The sequence below is a fragment of the Azoarcus sp. TTM-91 genome, assembly GCF_012911025.1.
Taxonomy (GTDB): Bacteria; Pseudomonadota; Gammaproteobacteria; order Burkholderiales; family Rhodocyclaceae; genus Azoarcus.
This window is the reverse complement of record NZ_WUEI01000011.1, coordinates 18,371-41,091: the sequence shown is the minus strand read 5'-3', so window position 1 is coordinate 41,091 and position 22,721 is coordinate 18,371. Positions and strand designations below refer to the sequence as shown.

Here is a 22,721-nt window from a genome sequence, read left to right as displayed (position 1 = left end):
GTTGAAACTACTGGTCGTGGCCGTCGGCAACCGCATGCCGGCATGGGTGGATGCCGGCTTCGAGGAGTTCGCCCGGCGCATGCCCCGCGAACTGCCCCTGCAACTCATCGAAGTGAAGGCGGAAGCCCGTACCACCGGCAAGACGGTGGAAGCCATGATGACCGCCGAAGCCAGCCGCATCGAGGCCGCGCTGCCAGCCCGCTGCCGGCGCGTCATCCTCGACGAGCGCGGCGGCGATCTCAGCACCCGCGAACTCGCCGGTCGCCTCGAAGGGTGGCAGAGCGGCGGCGAAGACGTCGCCTTCATCGTCGGCGGTCCGGACGGCCTCTCCCCTGAACTGAAACGCACCGCGGCGGAAACCCTGCGCCTCTCCAGCCTCACGCTGCCGCACGCCCTGGTCCGCCCGCTGCTGGCCGAAGCGCTCTACCGCGCCTGGACGGTGCTGCGCAACCACCCCTACCACCGCGAGTAGGCCATGATCCGCAGCATCCTCCGCATGGGTGATCCGCGCCTTTCCCGCATTGCCCGCCCCGTCACCACCTTCGGCACCGCCGAACTCCGCGAGCTACTCACCGACATGCTGGAAACCATGCACGCGGCCGGCGGCGTCGGCCTGGCGGCGCCGCAGATCGGCGTGGATCTGCGCCTGGTGATCTTCGGCTTCGAGCACAACGAGCGCTATCCGGACGCACCGGCGGTGCCGTTCACCATCCTGGCCAACCCGGTGCTGGAGCCCTTGTCGGAGGAACTGGTTGAAGGCTGGGAGGGTTGCCTGTCCGTGCCCGGCCTGCGCGGCTGGGTGCCCCGGCACCGCCGCCTGCGCTACCGCGGTTTCGACATCGAAGGCCAGGCCATCGCCCGCGAGGTGGAGGATTTCCATGCGCGGGTGGTTCAGCATGAGTGCGACCACCTCGACGGCATCCTTTACCCTGCCCGGATCAGGGATTTCAGCCGCTTCGGCTTCGCTGACGAACTCTCCGCCACGCCCCCCGACGACGAGGTCTGATCGCCGCGCCGGCGGGCGGATCGCGCCCAGCCATGCCGCGGAGTGATGCCCTGGGAAAGCGGCGCCGGCGCAGCTGCGGTTAGAATGCGTGACCATTCCCGCATTGCGCGCCGCCATGCCGTCCAGCCCGCCTCGCATCTATCTCGCCTCCACCAGCCCCCGACGCCGGGAACTGTTGCGCCAGATCGGCGTGCACTTCGAAGTCCTGACCTTTCGCGGCGGCGAGCGGGGCGACGACGCCGACGTCGATGAAACCCCGCTCCCCGACGAAGCCGTCGAGCACTACGTCGAACGCATCGCCCTGACCAAGGCGGAAGCCGGCTGGCGCCGTGTGCATTGGCGCAAACTGCCGCGCCGCCCGGTCCTCGCCGCCGACACCACGCTGGAACTGGACGGGGAGATCATCGGCAAGCCACGCGACATGGCGGAAGCCCGCGCCATCCTGGGCCGCCTCTCCGGCCGCAGCCACCGGGTGCTCACCGCCATCGCCATCAGCGACGGCACCCACATCCGCAGCAGCCTGTCGGTAAGCGATGTCCGCTTCCGCACCCTCAGCGCAGACGACATCCGCCACTACGTGCTCACCGGCGAGCCGATGGACAAGGCCGGCGCCTACGGCATCCAGGGCAAGGCGGCGATCTTCATCCAGGAGATACGCGGCAGCTATTCCTCCATCATGGGGCTGCCGCTGTTCGAAACCGCGCAACTGCTGGAGGAGGGTTTCGGCTACGCGCTCTAGCGCCGAGCCCCCGGCGCCGGGCATGGCGCCAGCCTTCCCTGCCGCCGGCTGCCGGCGATGAGCCATGCGCAATGGCTGACGTATTGCCTGTCATTGCGCATTTCCCATTACCAGCCACGCCATGAGCATCGAATTCCTGATCAATTTCACCCCGCAGGAGACGCGGGTCGCCATCATCGAACAGGGCGTCGTCCAGGAACTGCACGTCGAACGCACCGCCAACCGCGGCATCGTCGGCAACATCTACACTGGCCGGGTGGTGCGTGTGCTGCCCGGCATGCAGTCCGCCTTCATCGACGTCGGCCTGGAACGCACAGCCTTCCTTCATGTGGCCGACATCTGGAGCGACCGCCAGAACGGCGAGGCGGCACGGCCGATCGAGAAGATCCTCACCGAGGGCCAGACCCTGCTGGTGCAGGTGCTGAAGGACCCGATAGGCACCAAGGGCGCGCGGCTGTCCACCCAGATCAGCATCGCCGGCCGGCTACTGGTCTACCTGCCGCAGGAAAAGCACATCGGCATTTCCCAGCGCATCGAAGATGAAGCCGAGCGTGAAGCCCTGCGCGAGCGCCTGACCCGCCTGGTGCCGGAAGACGAGCCCGGCGGCTTCATCGTCCGCACCATGGCCGAATCCGCCTCCGACGAGGAACTCGCCGCCGACATCGGCTACCTGCGCAAGCTGTGGGGGGAAATCCGCAACCGGGCCACCGGCGCGGCGCCGCCCTGCCTCCTTCACGAGGATCTCGGGCTGGGCCACCGGGTGCTGCGCGACCTGGTGGACGAGGAGACCTCACGCATCGTCATCGACTCGCGGGAGAACTTCCAGAAGCTCAGTGCCTTCGCCGCGCTCTACAGCCCCAAGGTGCTTCCACTGCTGGAACACTACTCCGGCGAACGGCCGCTGTTCGACCTCTTCAACGTCGAGGACGAAATTCAGAAGGCACTTGCCCGCCGCGTGGAACTGAAGTCCGGCGGCTACCTGATCATCGACCAGACCGAGGCGATGACCACGGTGGATGTGAACACCGGCGGCTTCGTCGGCGCACGCAACTTCGACGACACCATATTCAAGACCAACCTGGAAGCCAGCCAGGCCATCGCCCGCCAGCTGCGGCTGCGCAACCTAGGCGGCATCATCATCATCGACTTCATCGACATGGAAACTCCCGAGCACCGGGACATGGTGCTGGAGGAGTTCCGCAAGGCGCTGGCACGCGACCACACCAAGATGAGCATCAACGGCTTCACCGCCCTCGGCCTGGTGGAGATGACACGCAAGCGCACCCGCGAGTCGCTGGCCCATCTGCTGTGCGAATCCTGCCCCACCTGCGGCGGCCGCGGCGAGGTCAAGACCGCGCGTACCGTGTGCTACGAGATCCTGCGCGAGCTGGTGCGGGAAGCACGGCAATTCAACGCCCGCGAGTTCCGGGTGCTGGCAGCCCCCAACGTGATCGACCTGTTTCTTGACGAAGAAAGCCAGTCGCTGGCGATGCTGTCCGACTTCATCGGCAAGAAGATCTCGCTGCATCCAGAGGCCAGTTATACCCAGGAGCAGTTCGACATCGTGCTGCTTTGACGCACCGGGGCTGACGCCGCGGACCGGCAAGCGGCGGCGTGCAGCGCCCTCCCCTCGGCTTCTTTCAGAAGGCCACGCGCCCGCCACCGCGGGCGCGTGGCTTTGGTACTCCCGGATCCGGACATGCCTCCAAGCCCACAGCCCGACGACACCCCACCCGCCCAGGACGGCCCACCGACCTTCACGCTGCCGCTGCGCCTCTCCAGCAGCCTGCTTGCCTGCCTGGTCGGCCTCGCTTCCGCGCTCGGCAGCCTGCACCGCCTCGACCCGGCTACCACGGCGCTGACCGTGGCGACGGTAGTGCTGGCCCATTTAGGGCTGGTCCACTTCGGCCCGAGCCGGCTCGATAGCGCCGGGAACAGCGGCCGGAACCAGCACATGGCAGCCGCCCTCGGGCACCGTCCGTTCGGCGTCTATGCGCCGCTTGCGCTGGCCTTGCTGCCGGCCTTCGGCTTGACCCTGCGCATCGGCTCCCTGCTGCCCGTGCTGGCCGCCGCCTGCGTCCTCGGCCTGGGCGCCTGGCGCGCGGCGTCCCCCAAGCTTCGCGGCGGCACGGAAGCGCTGGCAGCCGCCTGCTGGCTGCTGATCGCCTTCGCCACCGACTTCATGCAGCGCGGCACCTTCAGTCCGTTGGCGGCAGCCGCCGGCCTGTCCTACGCCCTGCTCGCGGCCAACCAGCAGCTGATCGCCGCCTTCGCCACCCATAGCCAGGACGTCGCCAGCCGTCGGCACACCTTAGTAACGATGCTGGGCACCGCCACCGCGAAGTGGGCCTACCTGCTGGTGGCGCTCTTCGCCTATGGCTGGCTGGTCGCTCTGGTTGCCCGCTACCAGCTGCCACAGCATGCGGCAGCCGCCGCGCTCACCCTGGTGTTCTCCTTCGCCGCCGGCCGCGAGCTGCTGGAACACGCGGACGAAGCGGCGTACCTCGGACCGGCGATACGGCGTACCATCCTGGCCGCCCATCTCCACGGCCTAATCCTGGCCGCCACCCTGGCCTTCGGCCGCTGGCCGGCCTGAACCCTCGAAGAGCGAACGATGATAGGACGCCTCACCGGCACCCTGCTGGAAAAGAACCCGCCCCAGATCCTCGTGGACGCCGGCGGCGTCGGCTACGAACTGGAAGTGCCGATGAGCACCTTCTACGGCTTGCCCGCCACCGGCAGCCGCGTCAGCCTCCACACCCATCTCGCCATCCGCGAGGACGGCCATTTCCTCTACGGCTTCGCCAGCGAGGAAGAACGCGGCGCTTTCCGCCAGTTGCTCAAGGTGTCCGGCATCGGCGCGCGCACCGCGCTGGCGGTGCTGTCCGGCCTGTCGGTGAATGACCTCGCCCAGGCGGTGGCGCTGCAGGAAGCCGGCCGGCTGGTGAAAATTCCCGGCATCGGCAAGAAGACCGCCGAGCGCTTGCTGCTGGAACTGCGCGACAAGCTCGGCAAGGCCCTGCCGCAAGTGGCTGGCGCCCGGTTGGCCGCCACTGCCGGCGGTGCCCTGGACGCAAAGAGCGACGTCCTCAACGCCCTGCTCGCCCTCGGCTACAACGAGAAGGAAGCGCTGGGCGCGATGAAGGGGCTGGCCGAGGATGTGGGCGTCTCCGACGGCATCCGCCAGGCGCTCAAGGTGCTGTCGAAAGCCTGAACAAATTGACAGTAATTCATACCGGGCAACACCGGAGCGGCTAAACTCCCGCCATGATCGAAACAGACAAGCTCCATGCCGCGGCCCCCGAGCGCCTGATCTCGCCCCAGCCCGCCGACCGCCAGGAAGACGCGGTTGAACGCGCGCTGCGCCCCAAGCGCCTGGCCGAATACGTCGGCCAGCAGAAGGTACGCGAGCAGTTGGAGATCTTCATCCAGGCCGCCAAGAAGCGCGGCGAGGCGCTGGACCATGTGCTGCTGTTCGGCCCGCCCGGCCTGGGCAAGACCACGCTGGCCCACATCGTCGCCGCCGAGATGGGGGTGAACCTGCGCCAGACCTCCGGCCCGGTGCTGGAACGCGCCGGCGACCTCGCCGCGCTGCTCACCAACCTGGAGCCGCACGACGTCCTCTTCATCGACGAGATCCACCGCCTGTCGCCGGTGGTGGAAGAAATCCTCTACCCGGCGCTGGAAGACTTCCAGATCGACATCATGATCGGCGAAGGCCCGGCCGCCCGCTCGGTGAAGCTGGACCTGCCGCCCTTCACCCTGGTCGGCGCCACCACCCGCGCCGGCATGCTCACCAACCCGCTGCGCGACCGCTTCGGCATCGTCTCCCGGCTGGAGTTCTATACGCCGGATGAGCTGGGTTTCATCGTCGGCCGCTCGGCGCGCCTGCTGAACGTCGAGATCGACGACGCCGGTGCGCTGGAAATCGCCCGCCGCGCCCGCGGCACGCCCCGCATCGCCAACCGCCTGCTGCGCCGGGTCCGCGACTACGCCGAGGTGAAGGCCGGCGGCGACATTTCCGCCAAGGTGGCGGACGCCGCGTTGACCATGCTGGACGTGGATGCGCTCGGGCTGGACCTGATGGACCGCAAGCTGCTCTCCGCCATGCTGGAGAAGTTCGGCGGCGGACCAGTCGGCCTGGACAACATCGCCGCCGCGATCGGCGAATCCACTGACACCATCGAGGACGTCATCGAGCCTTACCTGATCCAGCAAGGCTACCTGCAGCGCACGCCGCGCGGCCGCATGGCCACCCACTCCATCTGGCAGCACTTCGGCCTCATGCCGCCGCGCGCAGGCGGAGACCTGTTCGAGCGCTGAACCTGCATGCGCTCCATCCAGGTCCTGATGCTGAGCCTGTGCGTGCTGGGCGGCCTTTACCTGCTGACCCAGGCACCCAGCTTCTTCATGCCCGACCGCAGCAACCCGGCGCTGGGCCGGCTGTTCGACCCGCTGTCTTCACGCCTGCTGGGCGCCGGCCTGCTCGCCGCCGGCTGGGCCGGCGTGGGCTACATGGGGAATTTCTACTACCGCGGCGAGCGCCGCCTGCCCGGGCCGCGCGGGCAGCGGCAGCACTTCATCGCCATGGTGCTGGCGCTGGGGCTGATCGCCGCCGCATTCTCCAGCGCCGAGCCGGGCCCGGACCCGGACCGCCCGGCCGCGAGCCGGCCGCAGCGCTGAGCACATTCAGTCGATCTGAAGCGCCAGCCCCTTCAGGTACTCGCCCTCCGGCACCGACAGCCCGACGGGATGATCTGGCGCTGCCGACAGGCGCTGAATGATGCGGGCATCCACACCGGCATCCACCGCCGCGCCGGCAACGATCTTCTGGAACAGCTCCAGCCCGATGCCGCCGGAGCAGGAATAGGTCATCAGGATGCCGCCCGGCGCCAGCAGGCGGAACCCCAGCAGGTTGATGTCCTTGTAGGCACGGGAGGCGCGGTCTGCATGGGCGGCGGAAGGCGCGAACTTGGGCGGATCCAGCACGATCAGGCCGAACTTGCGCCCTTCGGCGCGTAACGCACGCAGCGCCTGGAACACGTCGTCCTCCCGCCATTCGGCGCGATCCGCCGGCAATTGCGGGTTGAGCACCAGATTACGCGCTGCGGTGGCCAGCGCCGGCCCGGAGGAGTCGATGGACAGCACGCTGCGCGCACCGCCGGCCAGCGCCTGCAGCGAGAAACCGCCGGTGTAGCAGAAACAGTTGAGCACCTCGCGGTCGCGCGCGAAGCGGCCGGTCAGCCAGCGGTTGTCGCGCTGATCGAGGTAGAAACCGGTTTTGTGTCCGCCCACCACGTCCACCGCCATCCGCACGCCGTGCTCGGTGATCTGCAGGTCTTCCGGCAACTCGCCGTACACGCAGCCCGCCCTGGGCTCCAGGCCTTCCAGCCCGCGCACGTCGGAGTCCGAGCGCTCATAGACCGTGCTGCAGCCGGTGGCCTGCACCAGACCGGCCACCAGCGCATCCCGCCACTTCTCGCCCCCGGCGCTGGTGAGTTGCAGGACCACGACCGGACCGTAGCGGTCGGCGATCACACCGGGCAATCCGTCGGACTCGCCGTGGATCAAACGCAGGCCATCATTGCCTTCGAGTTGGGGATGGCTGGCGCGCCGTGCCACCGAAGCCGCAACCCGGCGCTTGAAGAAGGCGTGATCGACGGTGGTGTCCGCATCGAAGGTCCACATGCGGGCGCGGATCTGGGACTCCGGCGACCATGCAGCCCGGCCAAGGAACTTGCCGTCATCGCTCAGCACTTCCACCGTGTCGCCCAGCCGCGCCCGGCCCTCCAGCCGGGCAACCGAACCGGCGAAGATCCAGGGGTGACGACGCATCACGGAGCGTTCCTTGCCGGGAAGCAGAATCAGGCGGGCCATGGGGGAAATCCACAAAAACGGCCGGCAAGTCTACCCGCTGTGCCCATGAGCGCCAATGCGGCACCCGGCGGAGCGGGTGGGTGAACGACTTGGGGCCTGCGCCGCATCACCCGGCGCAAGCCCCAAGGAAGGATTCTTCAATTACGCCAGCGGTAATCAGGAGCTACTTGTCCATCAGCCGCTTGGCCCGATCCGCAGTGGTCAGCAACTCGCTCAACTGCCGCGTGCCGAGGATGGAGCCGAAGTGATTGATCGCTTCAGCCGTCACATAAAGGTGGCCGTTGTGCCGCTTGCGTATCCAGCCCAGTTCGATAAGCCGCACGATCTTCCTGCGCACCGTCTCGCGCGGCAGACCGGTGGCAGCGGCGATTGAATAGGCGTTGCAAGGCTTGAGCGGACAAAGGTCGTCCGGATCGTCCAGCGTCTTGCGCGTGCCGGCACCGTTCTCGTAAGCGCCGATGTTATGCAGAGCGATCTCGCCCAACAGGATGGGGAGCAGGATGTCGCGGTCGAAATCGTCGAACCAGCGCCTCAGATTTCGTATCTCGTGCCGGGCAAGCAGCAAAGCCACTTCCCGCTGCACGCCTTGGCGCTCGAATGAAGCTGCGCCTGGAGTGAGGACGCCTCCCTCGACGGCGCCTCCTCCCCTGGGGGTAATTCCAGTTGTCATGGCTGCCCCGCTTTCGCCGCCCCGTTTGCCGGGGACGCGACACAGTCCGTTAGTAATTATTCTGCTTGCTGTCAGCATAGCCGAAGGCTTCTTTGGCCCCACATCCGTAAATACCCAAACTGGGGAAGGGACGAGCAACGGAAGGTCCGCCGCTTAACGCTTGCGCGCGCGCGGGTGAGCGGCGTCGTAGACCTGGGCGAGATGCTGGAAATCGAGGTGGGTGTAGACCTGGGTGCTGCGGATGCTGGCGTGACCGAGCAACTCCTGCACGGCGCGCAGATCACCGCTGGCCTGCAGCATGTGGCTGGCGAAGCTGTGGCGCAGCATGTGGGGATGGACGTGCACGCCCAGGCCGAGTTGCTCGGCGCGCCGGGCGAGGCGACTGCGAACGGCGGACGACGTCATGCGCTGGCCGGTGCGGGTGACGAACAGCGCCGGCTCGTTGCCCGCTGGCAGGGCGGAACGCTGCGCCAGCCAGGCCTGCAGCGCCTCCAGCGCCTTGCCCCCTACCGGCACCATGCGGGTCTTGCCGCGCTTGCCGGTGATGGTGACCATGCTTTCATCCATATCCACGCCCCGCCCGAGGTCAAGGCTGACGAGCTCCGTGACGCGCAGGCCGGAGGAGTAGAACAATTCGAACATGGCGAGGTCGCGGATTTCCAGCACGCTCTCGGCAGCGGGGTCCAGCAAGGCCTGGGTCTGCTCCACCGACAGCGCCCGCGGCAGCAGCGAAGGCGAGCGCGGCGCCCGGATGCCCTCCACCGGATTGCGCTCCAGGCCGCGATGGCGGGCGAACCATCGATACAGCCCACGCCAGGCGGACAGCGCGCGGGCAATCGAGCGCCCGCCCAGTCCTTCGCCATGCAGGCGGCCCACGAAGCGGCGGATGTCGTGGGAGGAAAGCGCCAGCGGCGACCGCCCGTCAGCGAGTTCGGCCAGTCGGAGCAAGTCGCGGCGATAGCCCTCCACGGTCAGCCGGGCGGCACGGCGCTGGGTTGCCAGGTAGGCGAGGTAGTCCTCCACCCAGATAGGCGGCGCGCCCGGCGTATCGGCTGGATTCAGCCCAGTTCGCACAGCAACGCGGCGGCGGCGAGTTCGGCGATGCGGCCGAGGTAGAGCGTGCCCATTTCCGGATAGAAGCGCTCCATCTCCTCGCTGCCCAGCACCAGCACGCCGAAGACCTGGGCCTGGCGACGCAGCGGCATCAGCGCCAGAGAGCGGATGTGCGGCGACGCCTCGCCGAACCAGCCCACCGCCTCGATATTGTCGGGCGCACCGCAGTAGGGACGGCGGAGGTCACCGACATAGAGCCGCACGCTTTCGCTCACTGGCGCGAACTCCGCCTCCTCACGGGCCAGCACGCTGTTCCAGATGCGCAGGGCGACGTGCGGAACGCTGAAGTCCTCCTGCAGGCTGGTGTAGAGCGCATGCCGCACCGCCTCGTAGTTCTCCGCCGCCAGCAGGGCAACCGACAGGCGGTGCACTTTTTCGCTGATGTCGTCGTTCTCTTCGCCGAAGCGGATCAGCTCCGCCAGCTTGCCCTCCAGCAGGCGGATCTTCTCGCGCAGGGCGTGGAGTTGGCGCTCCGCCAGGGAGATGGCCTGGCCGTCGTGCTGGGGATGCGGCACGGTGATCTGGGTGAAGAGTTCGCCGTGCTCCGAGAGGAAATCGGGATGTTCACGGAGGTAACGGGCGACGTCGTCGGCATTCATCGGGGGGCTCCAGTCCAGTCGGAGCGGCGCCGCCGCCCCGGTCAAAAACGTTCAGGCGAGTTCCATCTCGCCTTCGAATACGGTGACCGCGGGGCCGGTCATCAGCACCGGCGTTCCCGGGCCGCTCCAGGCGATTTCCAGTCCGCCACCGCGGGTTTCGACACGCACCGGCGATACCAGCAGGCCGCGCAGGATGCCGGCGACCACCGCGGCGCAGGCGCCGGTACCGCAGGCCAGCGTCTCTCCGGCGCCGCGCTCGAACACCCGCAGGCGCACGCAGCCTTCGTCCATCACCTGCATGAAGCCGGCGTTCACCCGCGCCGGAAAGCGCGGATGGCTTTCGATCAGCGCGCCCTGTGCCTGCACCGGCGCGGCCTCCACGTCGGCCACCACCTGCACCGCATGCGGGTTGCCCATGGAGACCGCGGTGATCGCCACCGTCTCGCCGGCGACGTCCAGCGGCTGCACCACTGCGTCCGAGTCGGAAACGAAGGGGATCTGTGCCGGCTGCAGCCGCGGTACGCCCATGTCCACCGTCACCAGGCCGTCCGGCCGCAGGCGCGGGGCGATGAGGCCGCTGCGGGTCTCGACGCGGATCTCATCCTTGTCGGTCAGCGCCTTCTCGTGCACGAAGCGGACGAAGCAGCGCGCGCCGTTGCCGCACTGCTCCACCTCGCCGCCATCGGCGTTGAAGATGCGGTAGCGGAAATCCACGCCCGGCTGCGTCGGCTGCTCCACCACCAGCAACTGGTCGCAGCCCACGCCGAAATGCCGGTCGGCGATGGCCCGCACCCGTTCGGGCGTCAGATCCACCGCCTCGCGGGTGGCATCGATGACGACGAAATCGTTGCCGAGACCGTGCATCTTGGTGAAACGCAAACGCATGAGGGAAAACTCCTCGAGGGATGGGGCAGAGAACAGCCGATTCTCGCCCAGCGGCCGGCTATCGTCCACCGCGGGCCAGGTGGGAGAATGCCGCGCCATGGACACCCGCCCCGCACTCATTCCCCTCTCCGCCTGGTTGCTCGGCATCCCCGGCCTGCTCTGCCTGCTGGCGGGATTCGCCCTGCTGGTCGGCGATTTCTCGGCTTCGCATCCCATACTCGCGGAAGCCGGCACCGCGCTGGCGTTGATCGTGTCGGCGGTGGCCCTGCTCGGCAGCGCCGCCTTTCCGGTCGTCCTCGCGCGCCTTGCGCGTGAGGACGAAAAGGGCAATTAGAGGCGCGCGCCGCCGGCCGCGCTGCGCGTTGAATTCAATAGAGCTTGGGCTCGCCCGGCGGACGCGTCTTGAAGCGGCGGTGCACCCAGTAATACTGCTCAGGCATGGATTTCACCGCGCCTTCAAGCCAGCGGTTCATGCGCAGGGTATCGGCCTCCACGTCCGCGGTCGGGAAATCCGCCCACGCCTCGCCGATTTCGACGTCGTAGCCGCTGCCGTCGCGCCGCACATGGGCGGTGCAGGGCATCACCACCGCGCCGGCGAGGCGGGCGAGACGCGACAGGCCAGTGATGGTCGCCGCCGGCACGCCGAAGAAAGGCACGAAGATAGCGTCCTTGCGGCCGTAATCCATGTCCGGCAGATAAAAGAAGGGGCGCCCGGCGCGCATCGCCTTGACCGTGCTGCGCACCCCGTCCTGGCGCGAAAGCAGCATCTGGTCGTTGAAGCGGCTGCGGCCGTGGTAGAGCCAGCGATCCAGCACCTTGTTCTTCTGGTGGGCATACATGCTGACGAAGTCGCCCTCCATCGCCAACCGGGTGCCGGCAATGTCCAGGCCGACGAAGTGGGGCGCCAGCAGGATCACCGCCTTGCCTTCGGCCTTGGCCGCCGTCACCCGCTCCAGCCCGGTGAGCCGGATCAACCGCCGCAGCCGGGCCTCGCTCGCCCACCAGCTCAGGCCGCGCTCCAGCAGGCTGCGGCCGAGCATGCGGAAATGCCGGCGCAGCAGGCGGTTGCGCGCATGGGCATCCATTTCCGGAAAGCACAGCCGCAGATTGGTCGCCGCCACCCGCCGACGCGGCAGCGCGAAGACATAGATGAGCAAGCCCAGCGCCTCGCCCACGCGGGCGAGAACCGGCAACGGCAACCAGTGGAGCAACCAGAACAGGGCAACACCCAGGCGGGTCATCATGCGCGCCCATCCTCCGCCGCTCGATCGGCAGGCTTGCCCGCCTTCGGCTTCTTGTAACGGTGATAGCCCCACAGGTACTGCTCCGGGCAGCGCAGGATGACGCGCTCGATGTCGCGGTTGATGGCCGCGCAGCGCGCCTCCAGGTCGCCCTCCATCGCCTCCTGCGGCGGCGCCACGTGCAGCGAGTAACCCTGGCCGCGCGGCAAGCGCTCGGCCCAGATGTAGAACATGCGCACGTTCTTCACCTCGGCCAGGCGGGCCGCCAGCGTCATCGTCCACGCCGGGCGGCCGAAGAACGGCGCCCAGATGCCTTCGCCCAGGGCCGGCACCTGGTCCGGCAGCATGCCCACCGCCTCGCTCGCCCGCAGCGTCTTCACCAGCTTGCGCACGCCGGAAAGGTCGGCCGGCGCCGTACGCATGTCGCCGCGGTTGCGGCCGTATTCCATCAGCGGCCGCAGCGCGGCCTTGCGCGGCGGCCGGTAGAGCACGGTGATGGGCGCATGGGCGGCGCAATAGAGCGCGGTGATCTCGAAACAGCCCAGGTGCGGCGTCATGAAGAGGATGCCGGCGCCTTCGCTGCGTGCCTTGTCGGCCAGCTCCCAGCCTTCGGCGCGGACGATCTTGCCCAGCACCTGATCCACCGGGCGCAGCCACAGCCAGGGCACCTCCAGCGCCTGCCGCCCCGCTTCCGCCACCGCGCGGCGGCGCAGCGCCGGATCGTCGCGGCCGATGGCCAGCGCCAGGTTTTCCTTCAGCCGCCGACGGTAGCCGCTGTCGAAGCAATAGATCAACCAGCCGGCCAGCCCGCCCAGGGCGTGCAGCCAGCTCAAGGGCAGGCGGGAAAGAAAACGGAACAACAAGGCAAGGAGCATGAAGAATGTCAGGCAGCCGCAGGACCGATGCGGGGCGCCTGATTTGACCGGTCGGGACGAAAGCCTATAATTATCCCTTAGCCGCCGAGTTAATTCGACAACTTGCAGGGCGGCCGTCGCTTTCCTCCCACAGGAACCGACCCAGAAATACTGCTAAAGCGTCGCCTGCTCGGCGAAATCCCCAGAGCTGGCCACGACGCCAACCACTGGGGATTTTTGTTTTGAGCAAGGAGCCGAACTTGGCCAAGGAATTCCTCTTCACCTCGGAATCCGTTTCCGAAGGACACCCGGACAAGGTCGCCGACCAGATTTCCGACGGCGTGCTGGACGCCATCCTCGCGGAAGACCCCCGCGCCCGCGTCGCCTGCGAAACCCTGGTTTCCACCGGCCTGGTGGTCATCTCCGGTGAAATCACCACCAACGCGCACCCGAACTATCGCGAAATCGCGCAGGACGTGGTCCGCCGCATCGGCTACGACAACTCCGACATCGGCTTCGACTACAAGAGCTGCGCCATCCTCACCGCGATCAACCGCCAGTCGGCCGACATCGCCCAGGGCGTGAATGAAGGGGAAGGCCTGGACCTCGACCAGGGCGCCGGCGACCAGGGCCTGATGTTCGGCTTTGCCACCGACGAAACCCCCAGCCTGATGCCCTTCCCCATCTACTACGCCCACCGCATCATGCAGCGCCAGGCGGAACTGCGTAAGGACGGCCGCCTGCCGTGGCTGCGCCCGGACGCCAAGAGCCAGCTCACCGTCAAGTACGTGGACGGCAAGCCGGTGGCGATCGACACCGTGGTGGTCTCCACCCAGCACGCGCCGGACATCTCCCACGCCCAGCTGTCCGAAGCGGTGATCGAGGAAGTGATCAAGCCGGTGCTGCCGAAGGAATTGCTGGCCGGCGAAGTGCGCTACCTGATCAACCCCACCGGCCGCTTCGTCATCGGCGGCCCGCACGGCGACTGCGGCCTCACCGGCCGCAAGATCATCGTCGACACCTACGGCGGCGCGGCCCACCACGGCGGCGGCGCCTTCTCCGGCAAGGACCCGTCCAAGGTGGACCGCTCCGCCGCCTACGCCGGCCGCTACGTGGCCAAGAACGTGGTCGCCGCCGGCCTGGCCTCCAAGTGCGAGGTGCAGGTGGCCTACGCCATCGGCGTCGCCAAGCCGGTGTCGCTGATGGTGAACACCTTCGGTACAGGCAAGATCGCCGACGAGAAAATCGTCGAATTGATCCGCGCCCACTTCGACCTGCGCCCCAAGGCCATCATCCAGACCCTGGACCTGCTGCGCCCGATCTACTCCAAGACCGCCGCCTACGGCCACTTCGGCCGCGACGAGCCGGAATTCACCTGGGAGCAGACCGACAAGGCCGCCGCCCTGAAGGCCGACGCCGGCCTGTAAGCCGCCCGCGCGTCCGGCGCCGCCGCAAGGCCGCGCCGGACGCGCGGTTTCAAACCGCAGGCCACGCACGGACCGAGCGCATGGACCGGACGGACAGCCAGCTCATCGACCGGATCTACGCCGCCGTCCAGGAACCCGGCCTGCTGCTGGACGCCTATCACGCGGTTGCGCGGCGCGGCGGCGGCTTCGCCGCCCACTACCTGCGCATGGACACCCGGCGGCGCATCGTCGTCGAGACCCAGGTCAGCGACGCCGGCCTGCGCGAGGCCGAGCAGGACTACGCCGCCTACTACGTCGGCGTCGACTGCCGCATCCCCTGGTACACCAGCGGCCGCCAGGGCCAATGGCGAGCCGACCAGCATCATTTCGACGAGAGCTACCTGCGCCGGGCGGAGATCTACACCGATTTCCTCAAGCCCTGGGGCGCGAAGCGCATGGCGGTCTGCCAGCTGAGCAGCGACGGCGCGGCCACCCAGGAAGTGCTCTCCATCGCCCGCGCGCATGACGCAGGCGATTTCAGCGCTGCCGAGCTGCGCCGGCTCGCCCTGCTTTCCCGCCATCTCGTCCGTGCCGCCACGCTACGCACCCAGCTCGACGCCCTGCAGATGCGCAGCCAGGCCGCCGAGCGTGCGATTGCGCCCTTGCCCTACCACGCCCTGTGGCTGGATGGCCGCGGCCGCGTCGTCTGGGCCAGCCCGTCTGCCCACGGCATGCTGGCCGCGGCCGATGACCTGCAGGCGCTGGGAAACATCCTGCGCTGCCCCGACCCACAGCTCGACAGCCGACTGCAGGCTGCCATCCTGCGCGCAAGCGCCGGCGACGCCCGCGAAGGCGACTGCTTCGCCATCCCCCGCCGCAACGGCGCCGCCCCCTGGCTGCTGTCGCTGATCCCCGGCCGCCTGCCGGCCGGCCTCGGGCAGCAGGAAAGTCCGCATGTGCTCGCCCTGATCCAGGACGGCGCCGGCCCCCGCCTGCCGCACCCTCGGCAGCTGCAGCAGCTCTATGGCTTCACGCCGGCGGAGACCCGCCTCGCCCTCGGCCTGCTGCGGCACGACACGCCCGGCAGCTACGCCGCAGACAATCGACTCAGCCTGGCCACGGTAAAGACCCATCTGCGCAGCCTGTTCGCCAAGACGGGCACCCACCGCCAGGCAGAGCTGCTGCGGCTGCTGTCGCGCCCGCTGCCTCATCCCCCGCCCGCTGGCTGAAGGCAAGGCGGACCTGCGCTCATTCCTCATCCGAACGGATGAGGCTGAAACGCCACCGCGCACCGTATAGTTCGGCAGCAACTGTGGGCCAGCTTGCCGCCGTTCAGGCTGCGGCAAGCCCGCCGCAGTGCCTCATCCAGAAATCATATGTCGCCGCCCGGACCCGCCATGATCAAGCCGCCCGCCCTGCGTCCCTTCATCCTCACGCTTGCCGCCCTGCTTGCGCTACCGGCCGCAGCCTCCGACAGCACCGCCGTGCTGCGCGGGCTGCAGCAGATCCAGAACATCATCGAGAAAAGCGAGCGCGACGCCGCGCGGGCACGCGAAGCCCAAGAGCGGCAGGAAGCGGCCGAAATGCAACGCCTGCAGGCTCAGCAAGCTCAGGAAGCAAAGCAGAAACAGGCCCGGGAGGCGGAGGCCCGGCGCACCCGCGATGCCGAACTGGCCGCGCTCACACCACCTGCGCCCTGGGGCGGCAACCTGGTTTTCCATCGCCGCCTGCTGGAAAACGCGCCCAACGAGCAGCAGGCCAGCCTGCGCATCGCTGGCGCCGACAGCGCCACCATCGCGGCGGACGGCAGCCACCTCGTCTATCTGGCGGAGGATCGCCGCCTGATCCTGCGCGAACTGCCCAGCGGCCGGGAGCGCGTCTTGCGCAGCAACCTGGACCGCAGCGGCTGGTACTCCCCCAACCTGCCCGCCGACGCCGGCACGCTGCTGCTGTCCGGCAGCAACGGCGCGGAGCTCATGAATCTGCAGGGCGGGCGCCTGCAGCAGTGGCAGGAAGCGGACATCTCCGCCTGGGCGTACAAACACAGCGTCATCGTCACCAAGCAGCAGTTCTATCCCGAGCGCTTCTGCCGCTGGGTTGGCCAATACGACGTGCGCACCGGCCAGGCGACCAGCCGGCTGACCCTAGATCCGCCAGCGGAGCGCTGCGTCTCCCGCATCAACACCGCCGGCCAGCTGGAGGTCCTCGCCATCGACGGCGACACCGTGCGCCACTACGTGGATGGCCAGCAGGGACAGCGCTTCAGGGGCGACAGCCGGCGCGGCAGCAGCGACACCCACCTCATCTACGGCTTCGTCGGCGAACTGCCCTACGTGGTGAGCTATCTCCACGCCAACCAACCCAACACCGAGCCCTTCCGCGTCTGGGATCTCGCTACCGGCAAGCTGCTGTGCGAACTTCCCCGCAGCAACCACGGCAGCCTGAGCGCCAGCGCCGAAGGCGATGCTTTCATCACCTCGCCGCCGGCGCTGGTCAGCCTGCCCTCCTGCGAGCGCAGGCCGCTGGCCAGCAGCGGCATGCTCAACGTCGAAGGCGGGTTTGCCTTCCAGTACCAGCCCGGTGAAGTGCTGGTGCGGACGCTGCCGGATCTGGCGCTGAAACACCGCCTGGCGGTCAGCTTCGCCGACCAGCGCGGCGGCGGCGTCGCCCTCAGGCGCCTTCCCGGCCAGCCCCGCTACCTCGCGGTCGGCCCCTGGGTGTGGAACGCGCAGGAAGGCGAAAGCACCGAGTTCTTCGATCTGGAAGACGGCCAGCGGCTGCTGACGCAGCCCGGCGGGCTGGCGCTCACCGGCCCCTATACCCAGCTCGGCAAACGCGGCTTCCGCAGCGGCGAGGAAACCAGCAGCCAGTTCTGGAAGGTGAACCTCGGCCAGCCCCGCGTCGACACCACCCAGACCTTCCTCGCTGCGCTGAAGAAGGACAAGTACGAGACCGCCGCCGAGTACCGCGCCCGCACCCGTGCGCTCAGCGCGCCCTTCGAAATGGACATCCAGGTCAAGGACTACGACGCCGAAGCCGGCCACTTCGTCGGCGAATGGCGCGGCGTGCCCATCGGCATCCCGCTCGCCGCCAGCCAGGCGCGCCGGCTGGACGGCATCAGCCCGCTCACGGTCAAGGGCCAGCTCGCGCCGGTGGACGAGGACTTCATCGAACTGCGCGACGCCAGCATCCTGCTGCCGGACGGCAGCAGCCAGCCGGTCGCCCGCAAGCCCCTGGCGCCGCGCGCGGCAATGCCGGCCGCAGCCGCCCCATCGCCGGCGCCGAAGGCAGCCGCTTCCGCCACTGCCAGCGCGAAGACCCAGGCCGGCTCCAGCTGCAGCGGAACGCTCGCCCACCTCGCGCCCAAGCTGCGCGCTTATTCCGATCCGCTGCTCGCCGAAGTGCGCCAGGCCATCCTCAGCGCCCCCGTCCACCGCGAAGCCGCCGCCGGCGCCCGCCAGCAGGCGGCCCTGGCGGAAGCGAGCGCAGCGGATGCCGCCCGCAGCGCGCAGCAGACCGACGGCGGCGTAAACAGCATCGCCCGCGCCGACGCCGGCACCCTGCCGCTGAACTGGCCTTGCGAAGGCATACATGCCAGCGCCGTCTGCATGTACATCGCCCACGGCTGGGAAGCCCTGGCCTACCGCGAGCTGGCCGCCAACAAGGCCTGCGCCCCAGGCTGAGGCCCAATCGCCGCGCGCCGGCCTTCCGCGGCGGAGCGTGGCGCATGACACGCCACCGGTCACGGCGCGAACACACGCAAGCCCGTGCGCCGGCGTATAATCCACGCCTCTTCCGAGGAGCGCTGCGAGGCCTCGACCGCATTCCCGCGGCCGACCCCAGGCTCGGAACCCGCCGCCCGGCGGGCGTTTCAACGGCGCTCACCCAGGTACTGCCCAGCAGTACTTCCCCTAAACCCTGCCGGGTTCGGGATGACGGGTGAGCCAGTGCGTCCCCCTTCCCCCCCGGCCATAGCACGGAGCTTCATATGAACGCTGTGGCTGACACCAAAGACTACGTCATTGCCGACCTCGCCCTCGCCGGCTGGGGCCGCAAGGAAATCCGCATCGCCGAAACCGAAATGCCCGGCCTGATGGCGATCCGCGAGGAATACGCCGCCCGCCAGCCGCTCAAGGGCGCGCGCATCACCGGTTCGCTGCACATGACCATCCAGACCGCGGTGCTGATCGAGACGCTGACCGCGCTGGGCGCCGAAGTGCGCTGGGCCTCGTGCAACATCTTCTCCACCCAGGACCATGCCGCCGCCGCCATCGCCGCCTCCGGCGTGCCGGTGTTCGCGGTCAAGGGCGAGTCGCTGGAAGACTACTGGGACTACACCCACCGCATCTTCGAATGGGCCGACGGCGGCTACTCGAACATGATCCTGGACGACGGCGGCGACGCCACCCTGCTGCTGCACCTGGGCGCCCGCGCCGAGAAGGACCTCTCGGTGCTGGACAAGCCGGACAGCGAAGAAGCCGTGGTGCTGTTCGCCTCCATCAAGGCCAAGCTGAAGACCGACCCGACCTGGTACTCCACCCGCCTGGCGCAGATCAAGGGCGTCACCGAAGAGACCACCACCGGGGTGCACCGCCTGTACCAGATGCACGCGCGCGGCGAACTCAAGTTCCCGGCGATCAACGTCAACGACTCGGTCACCAAATCCAAGTTCGACAACCTCTACGGCTGCCGCGAATCGCTGGTGGACGGCATCAAGCGTGCCACCGACGTGATGATCGCCGGCAAGATCGGCGTGGTGCTGGGCTACGGCGACGTGGGCAAGGGCTGCGCCCAGTCCCTGCGCGGCCTCGGCGCCACCGTGTGGGTCACCGAAATCGACCCGATCTGCGCGCTGCAGGCGGCGATGGAAGGCTTCCGCGTGGTCACCATGGAAGAAGCCGCGTCCATGGGCGACATCTTCGTCACCACCACCGGCAACGTCGGCGTGATCACCCACGACCACATGGCAGCGATGAAGAACAACGCCATCGTCTGCAACATCGGCCACTTCGACTCCGAGATCGAAGTCGCCAGCCTGCGCCAGTACGAGTGGGAGAACATCAAGCCGCAGGTCGACCACATCATCTTCCCGGACGGCAAGCGCATCATCCTGCTGGCCGAAGGCCGCCTGGTGAACCTGGGCTGCGCCACCGGCCACCCCAGCTTCGTCATGAGCAACTCCTTCGCCAACCAGACCCTGGCGCAGATCGAGCTGTTCACCAAGACCGCCGACTACCCGGTCGGCGTGTACGTGCTGCCCAAGCAACTGGACGAGATGGTTGCCCGCCTGCACCTGAAGAAGATCGGCGCCAAGCTCACCGTGCTGAGCCAGGGCCAGGCCGACTACATCGGCGTGCCGGTGGAAGGCCCGTACAAGCCCAACCACTACCGCTACTGATCGCGGCGGCGGGCGGCCCCGGGTCGCCCGCCATCTGCCGAGGGGCCACGCGCGATGAAATCCTTCCACCGCCGCAGCAGCCGTCCGGCCACCGAGAAAGCGCCCGCGCCGGCCGCCGCCGCGCGCGGCCTGCCGCGGGCGGATCAGTTGCTGGTGCTGCAGGGGCTGGCGTCCTCACGCACCGCGGCGCGGCTGCTGATCGAAGCCGGGCGCGTCAGCGCCGACGGCTTCCCGGTGGGCAAGCCGGCGCAGGAACTGCCGGAAAGCGTGCAATTGGCGGTGACGCCGGACGAGGCCGACCGCTACGTTTCCCGTGGCGGCCTGAAGCTGGCCGGCGCGCTGGCGGCCAGCGGCCTGGCGCCGGCCGGGCGCATCTGCCTGGACGTCGGCCAATCCACCGGCGGCTTCACCGATTGCCTGCTGCAGGCCGGCGCGGCGCGGGTGGTCGGCGTCGAGGTCGGCCACGGCCAGCTGCACCCCCGGCTGGCCGCGGAAGCACGCAACACCACGCTGGAAGGCATCAACGCGCGCCATCTGCAGCCGGCCGAACTGGGCGAACACTTCCCGGCCGGCGGCTTCGGCCTCGTCGTCTGCGACGCCAGCTTCATTTCGCTGACGCTGCTGCTGCCACAGTGGCCGGCGCTGCTGACAGCGGAGGGCGACATCCTCGCCCTGGTCAAGCCGCAGTTCGAGGTGGGCCCGCAGGGGCTCTCCAAGGGCGGCATCGTGCGCGATGCCTCGCGCTACGCCGAGGTAGAGCGCAAGCTGCGCTCAGCGGCCGCGGCCGCCGGGCTGGCGGTGCTCGGCTGGTACGACTCGCCGATCACCGGCACCGATGGCAACCGCGAATTCTTCATCTGGATGCGACATGCACAAGACTGAACTCTCGATCGAATTCTTCCCGCCGCAGACCGCCGAGGGCGCGGAAAAGCTGCGCGCGGTGCGCGCCAGGCTGGCCGAACTCAAGCCCGCCTTCTTCTCGGTGACCTACGGCGCCGGCGGCTCCACCCGCGAGCGCACATTCGCCACCGTGAAGGAAATCGCCGCCAGCGGCGCCGAGGCCGCGCCCCACCTGTCCTGCATCGGCTCCACCCGCGAGGGCATACGCGAGATCCTGCAGGAGTACGCGGACGCCGGCATCCGCCGCATCGTCGCGCTGCGCGGCGACCTGCCCTCCGGCGTCGGCGATCCGGGCGAATTCCGCTACGCCAACGAACTGGTGGAGTTCATCCGCGCCGAAACCGGCGACCGCTTCCACCTCGAAGTGGCCGCCTACCCGGAATGGCACCCGCAGGCGCGCACGCCGGCCGACGACCTCGCCGCCTTCAAGCGCAAGGCGGACGCCGGCGCCGACTCCGCCATCACCCAGTATTTCTACAACCTGGACGCCTACCTGCACTTCGTGGACGCGGTACGGGCGCAGGGCGTGACCATTCCCATCATCCCCGGCATCATGCCCATCGCCAGCTTCTCCAAGCTGGCGCGCTTCTCGGATGCCTGCGGCGCCGAGATTCCGCGCTGGATGCGCAAGAAGTTCGAGTCCTTCGGCGACGACGCCGAATCCATCCGCGCCTTCGGCCTGGACGTGGTCACCGGGCTGTGCGAGAAGCTGATCGCCGCCGGCGCGCCGGGGCTGCATTTCTACAGCATGAACCAGGCCGCACTCACCACCGAGATCTGCCAGCGCTTGAAGCTGGCTTGAGGTTGACCAGCCCCGGCGGGCTGGCCGGGCTGGCGCGCCATTGATCCCGCGCCGTGGCCCGGCCGCCCCACCCGGAAGCACGCAGCCCCCGCCTCTCCGGCTGGACTCTCAGCCTCCCTGCCCGCGCCCGATTCCGGGCGAGAACGCCTTCTCCGGGCCGCAGCGCCCCAGCCGCTCACCCCAGGCCCGCCGACGCCGCGCTCGGCCTGTGCATGCCGGCCAGCGTCGGCATGTGGGCCCGCACCACCTCGTTGAACACCTTGAGCTTGGCCGGATAGTGCCGGGCCGGCGGATACACCAGATACACCGGCAGCGGCGGCGCCTGCCATTCCGGCATCAGATGGGCCAGCCGCCCCTGGGCGATGTCCTCCGCCACCACCCAGGCCGAGGCCACGCAGGCACCCAGCCCCACCAGCGCGGCATTGCGCAGCGCGTAGAGGCTGTCGGTGTACATCCGCGGCTGGATGGCGAAGCGGCTGCGCGCGCCATCGGCCTTGCGCAGCAGCAGCACCTCGTCGCGGTAATAGGTCTGCAGGGCCAGCCAGGGCAAGGCCGCCAGCGCTTCCGGCGCGGCCGGCGGCGCGCCATCGCCCCACAGCCCCGGCGCGGCGACGACGATGCGCGGCACCTCCGCCAGGCGGATGGCGATCACCGAGGCATCCTCCACCTCGCCGACCTGGATCGCACAGTCGATGTCCTCGGCGAGGAAATCCGGCCGGCGGTCGTGCAACAGCCACTCCACCGACACGCCAGGGTGGCGCCGCAGGTACTCCGTCATCGGCCCGATCAGCTGATCCTGGCCGAACGCATGCGGCACCACCACCCGCAGCCGGCCGCGCGGCTCGTCGCGGGCGCCGCGCAGGTCGGCCTCTATCGCCTGCCAGCTCTCCAGCAGATCCTTGGCATGGGCATAACAGCGCTGGCCGTCCTCGGTCAGCTTCATGACATGGGTAGACCGTTGCAATAGCTTGAGACCGAAGGCACGCTCCAGCATCTGCAGCCGGCGGCTGACGGTGGGCTGGGTGGTACCCAGCTGCGCGGCGGCGGCGGACAGGCTGCCGGCCTCGACGATGCGGACGAAGGTCTGCATCAACTCGATGCGGTCGCCACCAGCCGCCAGCGGCAAGCCGGCTGCAGCTTCCGCGGGCGTTTGAGGCGCGGGGGGAGGCGCAGAGGAAGACGAGGGGGAAGTCGGCGCTTTCATACGCTCAGCGTATAGCAACTGTACGCC

At 68.7% G+C, this 22,721-nt stretch carries 23 protein-coding genes and 1 riboswitch; of the genes, 15 read left to right on the top strand and 8 right to left on the bottom strand.

What is annotated here, in order from left to right:
* The first annotated feature begins 1 nt into the window (after position 1).
* From rlmH to GRF61_RS05250, 8 genes are all read left to right on the top strand, one after another.
* Positions 2 to 472, top strand: coding sequence for a 23S rRNA (pseudouridine(1915)-N(3))-methyltransferase RlmH (gene rlmH, locus GRF61_RS05285; protein WP_169149660.1), 471 nt, complete (start codon positions 2 to 4; stop codon positions 470 to 472).
* 3 nt (positions 473 to 475) lie between these two features.
* Positions 476 to 1,006 (top strand): peptide deformylase, encoded by a 531-nt coding sequence (gene def, locus GRF61_RS05280; protein ID WP_169149659.1) that lies wholly within the window; start codon positions 476 to 478, stop codon positions 1,004 to 1,006.
* Between the two features lie 115 nt (positions 1,007 to 1,121).
* Positions 1,122 to 1,745, top strand: a complete 624-nt coding sequence (locus GRF61_RS05275) for a Maf family protein (protein WP_169149692.1) — start codon at positions 1,122 to 1,124, stop codon at positions 1,743 to 1,745.
* 121 nt (positions 1,746 to 1,866) lie between these two features.
* Entirely contained in the window at positions 1,867 to 3,321 is a 1,455-nt protein-coding gene (gene rng / locus GRF61_RS05270; protein WP_169149658.1) for a ribonuclease G, read from the top strand.
* A 123-nt stretch (positions 3,322 to 3,444) separates the two neighbouring features.
* Complete coding sequence (locus GRF61_RS05265; RefSeq protein WP_169149657.1) at positions 3,445 to 4,341, top strand: prenyltransferase; 897 nt, start codon at positions 3,445 to 3,447, stop codon at positions 4,339 to 4,341.
* An 18-nt stretch (positions 4,342 to 4,359) separates the two neighbouring features.
* Entirely contained in the window at positions 4,360 to 4,959 is a 600-nt protein-coding gene (gene ruvA, locus GRF61_RS05260) for a Holliday junction branch migration protein RuvA (protein ID WP_169149656.1), read from the top strand.
* A 53-nt stretch (positions 4,960 to 5,012) separates the two neighbouring features.
* Entirely contained in the window at positions 5,013 to 6,068 is a 1,056-nt protein-coding gene (ruvB, locus tag GRF61_RS05255) for a Holliday junction branch migration DNA helicase RuvB (RefSeq protein WP_169149655.1), read from the top strand.
* 6 nt (positions 6,069 to 6,074) lie between these two features.
* Complete coding sequence (locus GRF61_RS05250; RefSeq protein WP_169149654.1) at positions 6,075 to 6,428, top strand: hypothetical protein; 354 nt, start codon at positions 6,075 to 6,077, stop codon at positions 6,426 to 6,428.
* A gap of 6 nt (positions 6,429 to 6,434) precedes the next feature.
* Here the strand turns inward: GRF61_RS05250 and GRF61_RS05245 are convergent, their stop codons facing one another.
* The 5 genes from GRF61_RS05245 to dapF all read right to left on the bottom strand — a co-directional run bounded on the left by GRF61_RS05245 (position 6,435) and on the right by dapF (position 10,889).
* The gene (locus GRF61_RS05245) at positions 6,435 to 7,622 is read right to left on the bottom strand and encodes a class I SAM-dependent methyltransferase (RefSeq protein WP_169149653.1); all 1,188 of its coding nucleotides are present in this window, start codon (positions 7,620 to 7,622) and stop codon (positions 6,435 to 6,437) included.
* A gap of 163 nt (positions 7,623 to 7,785) precedes the next feature.
* Positions 7,786 to 8,193 carry a hypothetical protein gene (locus GRF61_RS05240; RefSeq protein WP_348982347.1) on the bottom strand — a complete coding sequence of 136 codons (408 nt, stop codon included), beginning with the start codon at positions 8,191 to 8,193 and terminating at the stop codon, positions 7,786 to 7,788.
* A gap of 252 nt (positions 8,194 to 8,445) precedes the next feature.
* Positions 8,446 to 9,366 (bottom strand): tyrosine recombinase XerC, encoded by a 921-nt coding sequence (gene xerC / locus GRF61_RS05235; protein ID WP_348982346.1) that lies wholly within the window; start codon positions 9,364 to 9,366, stop codon positions 8,446 to 8,448.
* Positions 9,351 to 10,004: a DUF484 family protein gene (locus GRF61_RS05230; protein WP_169149651.1), complete on the bottom strand. Its 654-nt coding sequence runs from the start codon at positions 10,002 to 10,004 to the stop codon at positions 9,351 to 9,353. The genes xerC and GRF61_RS05230 overlap by 16 nt, the downstream gene beginning before the upstream one ends.
* Before the next feature lie 51 nt (positions 10,005 to 10,055).
* Positions 10,056 to 10,889: a diaminopimelate epimerase gene (gene dapF, locus GRF61_RS05225; RefSeq protein WP_169149650.1), complete on the bottom strand. Its 834-nt coding sequence runs from the start codon at positions 10,887 to 10,889 to the stop codon at positions 10,056 to 10,058.
* A gap of 97 nt (positions 10,890 to 10,986) precedes the next feature.
* Here dapF and GRF61_RS05220 point away from each other — a divergent pair, with 97 nt between their 5' ends.
* A complete protein-coding gene (locus tag GRF61_RS05220; RefSeq protein ID WP_169149649.1) occupies positions 10,987 to 11,223 on the top strand; it encodes a hypothetical protein in 237 nt (78 codons plus the stop codon).
* Between the two features lie 34 nt (positions 11,224 to 11,257).
* Here the strand turns inward: GRF61_RS05220 and GRF61_RS05215 are convergent, their stop codons facing one another.
* Positions 11,258 to 12,130 carry a lipid A biosynthesis acyltransferase gene (locus GRF61_RS05215; protein ID WP_169149690.1) on the bottom strand — a complete coding sequence of 291 codons (873 nt, stop codon included), beginning with the start codon at positions 12,128 to 12,130 and terminating at the stop codon, positions 11,258 to 11,260.
* Positions 12,130 to 13,005: a lysophospholipid acyltransferase family protein gene (locus tag GRF61_RS05210; RefSeq protein WP_169149648.1), complete on the bottom strand. Its 876-nt coding sequence runs from the start codon at positions 13,003 to 13,005 to the stop codon at positions 12,130 to 12,132. The genes GRF61_RS05215 and GRF61_RS05210 overlap by 1 nt, the downstream gene beginning before the upstream one ends.
* A 239-nt stretch (positions 13,006 to 13,244) precedes the next feature.
* Here GRF61_RS05210 and metK point away from each other — a divergent pair, with 239 nt between their 5' ends.
* The 6 genes from metK (at position 13,245) to metF (ending at position 21,490) form a co-directional block, all read left to right on the top strand.
* The gene (metK, locus tag GRF61_RS05205) at positions 13,245 to 14,411 is read left to right on the top strand and encodes a methionine adenosyltransferase (RefSeq protein WP_169149647.1); all 1,167 of its coding nucleotides are present in this window, start codon (positions 13,245 to 13,247) and stop codon (positions 14,409 to 14,411) included.
* An 80-nt stretch (positions 14,412 to 14,491) separates the two neighbouring features.
* Positions 14,492 to 15,619 carry a helix-turn-helix transcriptional regulator gene (locus tag GRF61_RS05200; RefSeq protein WP_169149646.1) on the top strand — a complete coding sequence of 376 codons (1,128 nt, stop codon included), beginning with the start codon at positions 14,492 to 14,494 and terminating at the stop codon, positions 15,617 to 15,619.
* Between the two features lie 168 nt (positions 15,620 to 15,787).
* Positions 15,788 to 18,073 carry a hypothetical protein gene (locus GRF61_RS05195; RefSeq protein ID WP_169149645.1) on the top strand — a complete coding sequence of 762 codons (2,286 nt, stop codon included), beginning with the start codon at positions 15,788 to 15,790 and terminating at the stop codon, positions 18,071 to 18,073.
* A 108-nt stretch (positions 18,074 to 18,181) separates the two neighbouring features.
* Positions 18,182 to 18,280, top strand: a riboswitch (S-adenosyl-L-homocysteine riboswitch).
* A 98-nt stretch (positions 18,281 to 18,378) separates the two neighbouring features.
* Positions 18,379 to 19,788 (top strand): adenosylhomocysteinase, encoded by a 1,410-nt coding sequence (ahcY, locus tag GRF61_RS05190; protein WP_169149644.1) that lies wholly within the window; start codon positions 18,379 to 18,381, stop codon positions 19,786 to 19,788.
* Between the two features lie 54 nt (positions 19,789 to 19,842).
* Entirely contained in the window at positions 19,843 to 20,670 is an 828-nt protein-coding gene (locus tag GRF61_RS05185) for a TlyA family RNA methyltransferase (RefSeq protein WP_169149643.1), read from the top strand.
* The gene (gene metF, locus GRF61_RS05180) at positions 20,657 to 21,490 is read left to right on the top strand and encodes a methylenetetrahydrofolate reductase [NAD(P)H] (protein ID WP_169149642.1); all 834 of its coding nucleotides are present in this window, start codon (positions 20,657 to 20,659) and stop codon (positions 21,488 to 21,490) included. Before GRF61_RS05185 ends, metF begins: the two co-directional genes overlap by 14 nt.
* Before the next feature lie 175 nt (positions 21,491 to 21,665).
* On the opposite strand, the gene GRF61_RS05175 is transcribed toward metF, so the two are convergent.
* Positions 21,666 to 22,616 (bottom strand): LysR family transcriptional regulator, encoded by a 951-nt coding sequence (locus GRF61_RS05175; RefSeq protein ID WP_248281118.1) that lies wholly within the window; start codon positions 22,614 to 22,616, stop codon positions 21,666 to 21,668.
* Positions 22,617 to 22,721 lie beyond the last annotated feature (105 nt).